This is a genomic window from Streptomyces sp. NPDC027962, assembly GCF_055566095.1.
This window is the reverse complement of sequence record NZ_JBVHTA010000010.1, coordinates 185012-189629: the sequence shown is the minus strand read 5'-3', so window position 1 is coordinate 189629 and position 4618 is coordinate 185012. Positions and strand designations below refer to the sequence as shown.

Annotated in this window: 2 protein-coding genes, 1 tRNA gene and 1 rRNA gene; 3 read left to right on the top strand and 1 reads right to left on the bottom strand. The window is 69.6% G+C overall.

Annotated elements, in window-relative coordinates; genetic code table 11:
* Positions 1-92, top strand: a 5S ribosomal RNA gene (gene rrf, locus ACZ4SA_RS12865); the annotation flags it as partial.
* Between the two features lie 197 nt (positions 93-289).
* Positions 290-362, top strand: a tRNA-Thr gene (locus tag ACZ4SA_RS12860).
* A 70-nt stretch (positions 363-432) separates the two neighbouring features.
* On the opposite strand, the gene ACZ4SA_RS12855 is transcribed toward ACZ4SA_RS12860, so the two are convergent.
* The gene (locus ACZ4SA_RS12855; protein WP_468273139.1) at positions 433-3087 is read right to left on the bottom strand and encodes a SpoIIE family protein phosphatase; all 2655 of its coding nucleotides are present in this window, start codon (positions 3085-3087) and stop codon (positions 433-435) included.
* Positions 3088-3356: 269 nt separating this feature from the next.
* Here ACZ4SA_RS12855 and ACZ4SA_RS12850 point away from each other — a divergent pair.
* A partial coding sequence (locus ACZ4SA_RS12850) for a HAMP domain-containing protein (protein ID WP_468273136.1) occupies positions 3357-4618 on the top strand: 1262 nt, incomplete at its 3' end.

Genomic DNA, 4618 nt, shown 5'->3' with positions numbered 1-4618 from the left:
CGCCCGGTTACATTCCGAACCCGGAAGCTAAGCCTTTCAGCGCCGATGGTACTGCAGGGGGGACCCTGTGGGAGAGTAGGACGCCGCCGAACAATCTTTGACCTCAACCCCTGGATACCGTCCGGGGGTTGAGGCGTTTCTGCGTCGGTATGGTCGAACGGCGGCGGTCCGCCCGGCCGACCGGATGCCCTCGTCAGGTGCTCGCGGGTCCTCGCCAGTTGGCTCGCCAGGTGGTTCGGATCATCCCTTGATCCAGGGTATGCTTTACCTCGTTGTCCCAGGGCAACAGGCCCCTATAGCTCAGTCGGTAGAGCGTCTCCATGGTAAGGAGAAGGTCAACGGTTCGATTCCGTTTGGGGGCTCAGCAGAGAAGAAGGCCCCTCGCCACTGGCGAGGGGCCTTCTTCGTTTGGTGCCTGCAGGCACTGTGCCGTCAGGCGTTGTGCGGCTCCGGAATGCGCATCGTAAGGATGGCCATGTCGTCCGAGGCCGGTTCCGCCGCGAAGCGTTCAACGGCCCGCAGCACCTTGCCCGCGACCGCTCCCGCGGTGAGGCCCGTGCAATGCGCCAGAACCTCGCTCAGGCCGTCGTCGCCCAACATGCGCGTACCCTCGCGGCGTTCCGTCACGCCGTCGGTGACGCAGAGCAGGACGTCCCCCGGGTCGAGTGTCACCGTCTGCTCGTAGAGTTCCAGGTCGTCCATGACGCCGAGGAGGGGCTGGGGCTCGGCCGCCGGCTCGACGCTGCCGTCCTGGCGCAGCCTCAGCGGCAGCGGGTGGCCGGCGCAGACGACCTTGAGGACCGCGCTGCCATCCTCCTGGGGCCACAGCTCCCCGTACAGAAGCGTCAGGAAGCGGCTGCGAGAGCCCTCGTCCAGGATGGCCGCGTTCAGCCGCTCGAGTACCGCGGGACCGCCGAAGCCCTCGCGGGCGAGCAGGCGCAGTGCGTGACGGGCGAGGCCCGTGACAGCGGCGGCCTCCGGGCCGGTGCCGCAGACATCGCCGATGGCGAAGCCGTAGGCGCCGTCGCGGATGGGGAAGAGGTCGTAGAAGTCGCCGCCCACCTCATTGCCCTCGCCGGCCGCGCGGTAGATGACTTCGACCTCGACGCCGGGGATCTGCGGGAGCTCCGGCGGCAGCAGGCTGCGCTGCAGGGACTGACTGATCGCCATGCGCTCCGAGTAGAGCCGGGAGTTGTCGAGGGCGAGGGCGGCTCGGCGGGAGAGGTCCTCCGCCAGTTCCAGGATCTCCTGGCGGAAGTGGTCGTCGGACGGCTTGCCGAGAGTCAGCATGCCGATGACGCGGTTGCGTGCGACGAGCGGCAGGACGACGGTCTCGCCGCCGACCGCAGCTGCTGTGGCCAGCGTCGTACCGATGCCGGAGGAGACCGGCGGCGTCGAGCCCAGCCCCAGTTCGCGCTTGGATGCGAGGAGCGCGGCCCGCTGGGCGGCCTCGCCGGGCGCGTTCCACACGCGGGCGCCGGGGGTCGGGACCGGCTCGGGCGGGTCGACCTTCGACAGGAGGGCCTTGAGGCCGTCGATCCGTTCCTCGTCCTCGTGCAGCACATAGCTGAGGTACGGCTCGGAGGACTGGTCGGCGATCGTGTACACCGCGCACCAGGTGGCGAGAGTGGGGACCGTCATCTGCGCCATGAGGGCGAGTGTCTGGTCCCGGTCGAGTGTTCCGGCCAGCAGGTCGGAGGCTTCGACGAGGAAGGACAGGGAGCCGCGGCGCAGCCGTTCCAGTTCGCCGAGCCGAGCGGATTCGACGGCCAGCGCGATACGGTCCGCCGCGAACTGCAGGCGTAGCGCCTCCTCGTTGGAGTAGCGCCCCGCGGACTCGGCGGCGACACCGAGCGAACCGGTGAGCCGGCCCTCGACCTTGAGGGGCACGGTGACCACCGAGCGCATGCCGGTGGAGTTGAGGAGGGGGACGGCGCCGGGAACGGCGGTCAGGTCCTCGTGGACCGCGGGCATGCGGGCGGAGCCGTAGCGTCCGGAACCGGCCTCGACCGGGACGCGCGCGAAGCGCTGACGGGCCGACGGCAGACCGGTCGTGGCCCGTACCTCCAGTTCGGTCTCGTCGTCGGTGGCCAGGAGCAGGAAAGCGGCGTCGCCGTCGAGCATGTCCCTGGCACGTTCGACAGTGCGCTGGAGCAGACCGTCGAGGTCATCGGGGGCGGGGGAGCCGATGAAGACCTCGAACGGGTCCGTGCTGCGGTTCTCCGCGCCGCTGTCCGTGCCGGAAGCGCGCTGCGGGGTCTGCAGCACGGCACGCTCGTCGTCGCGAACCAGCAGACAGACCGTCGAAGGCTCACCGTTGGTGTCCCTTACCCGCAGATGCGAGGCGTAGACCGGGATGACGCGTCCGTCGATGCCGCGGACTCCGTAGCTGCCCTCCCACCGGGAGAGCTGCAGCGCCTCGGCGATGCCGGTACCGGTGCCGGGGGTGTGCGGCCAGGCTGCGAAGTCGGTGAGCGGCTTGCCGATGACCTGGTCCGCCGTGTACCCGAAGAGGTGCGCCGCGTCCTCGTTCCATACGACGATCGTCCCGGTGCGGTCGATCTGGGTGACGGCGACGCGTACCCGCTCCTCCGCGACCGGGAGCAGCGCGACGGGCAGCACCGGGCCGGCGGACCGGGTGCCCACCGAGCGCTGGGGCAGGTCCAGTTGGAACCACACCGTCTTGTGCGTGGGCGTGTACTCGACGCCCCAGCGGGAGGCGAGCGCGGCGCAGAGCAGAAGCCCGCGGCCGTTCTCGGCGTCGAGGTTCGCGATCGAGCGGCCGGTGCCCTGTATCGGGACCTCGCGCTCGGGATAGTGGTCGGCGACCTCGACGCGGACGCCGTCCTCTGAGCGCAGGCACAGGACGTCGGCGGAGGTTCCCGCGTGGACGACCGCGTTGGTCACGAGCTCGCTGGTCAGGACCACCGCGTCGTCAACCACGTCGGAGTATCCCCACCCCTGGAGGGTGTCGCGGACGAATGCACGGGCGGTCGCGACGGACCGCCCGACGGGGTCGAAGCTGGCGGCCGCCCGCGCGGTGATCACAGAACTCCTCGTACGCGTCTCGACGCCCGGCTCTGCCATGATTCGGCCTGCCCCTCCCGGTGCCCGGTTGTGTGACGAGCACCACGCCGCCCCCGCCGGGCGGACCGGGGCGGTTGGACAGTCGGATGCCAGGTTACTTACCTTCGCTGTCCGAGCGGATGCCGGTTGCCGCTGTTTCCGCCCTGTGGGGGTGGGGACGCTATGCGAAGCTGCCGAACTGTTATCGCCTGGTTCCGGCATGGTGAAACACTGGGCAGGCTTCCTGAGACGGCCCAGGCAGTACGGTCAACCCCTGCGGGAGGGACACGGTGGAGTCTGGCGTGACGGCGCGGGCTAAGGATACGCGCGCGAAAGGCGGACGGTCCCGGAGCAATGGGACAACCGAAGTCGATACGGCGGCCCTGAACAGGCTGCTGGCGGCGCTGGTGACGATGCGCGACGGGAATTTCCGCCGCCGTCTGACGGTGTCGGGCGACGGTGTGATGGCCGAGATCGCCGCCGTCTTCAACGAGGTCGCCGACCGAAATCTCCACCTCACGGGTGAGATCGCGAGGGTCCGCAGGATGGTCGGACGTGAGGGAAAGCTCACGGAGCGGCTGGAAACGGGTGCCTGTGAGGGCTCCTGGGCGGCGGCCGTCGATGCCGCCAACGAACTGGTGGACGACCTGGCGCGCCCTGTGTCGGAGGTAGGCCGGGTTCTCTCCGCGGTCGCGGACGGCGATCTCGAGCAGCGCATGGAGCTGCGCTCGCCTGCCGCGGACGGGCAGGACGGGGCGGCGGTGCGCCCGCTGCGCGGCGAGTTCCTCAAGGTGGCGCGCACGGTCAACAGCCTGGTCGACCAGTTGTCGGCGTTCACCGACGAGGTGACGCGGGTCGCGCTCGAAGTCGGCACGGAGGGCAAGCTCGGCGGCCAGGCGCAGGTGCGCGGTATGTCCGGTTCGTGGAAGGACCTCACGGACTCGGTCAACACCATGGCGTACCGGCTGACGGCCCAGGTGCGTGACATCGCACTCGTCACGACGGCCGTCGCCAAGGGTGACCTTTCCCGCAAGGTCACCGTCCACGTGGCCGGCGAGATGCTGCAGCTGAAGGACACCGTCAACACGATGGTCGACCAGCTGTCGTCGTTCTCCTCCGAGGTGACCCGGGTGGCCCGGGAGGTCGGCACGGAGGGCGAGCTCGGCGGTCAGGCGACCGTGCCGGGCGTGGCCGGTGTGTGGAAGGACCTCACCGATTCGGTGAACACGATGGCCGGAAACCTGACCTCCCAGGTGCGTGGCATCGCGGAGGTGACGACGGCCGTCGCCAACGGTGATCTGTCGCAGAAGGTGACCGTCAACGCGCGAGGCGAGGTGGCGCAGCTCGCCGAGACGATCAACCAGATGACCGAGACGCTGCGGACGTTCGCGGACGAGGTCACACGCGTGGCCAGCGAGGTCGGCGCGGAGGGTCTGCTCGGCGGTCAGGCGCAGGTGCCGGGTGCGGCGGGTACGTGGAAGGACCTCACCGATTCGGTGAACACCGTCTTCCGCAACCTGACCACCCAGGTGCGTGACATCGCGCAGGTGAC

What these genes read in the sequence shown, in the direction of transcription:
- ACZ4SA_RS12855 (WP_468273139.1), bottom strand. Translation starts at nt 3,087, where the DNA reads ATGGCAGAGCCGGGCGTCGAGACGCGTACGAGGAGTTCTGTGATCACC.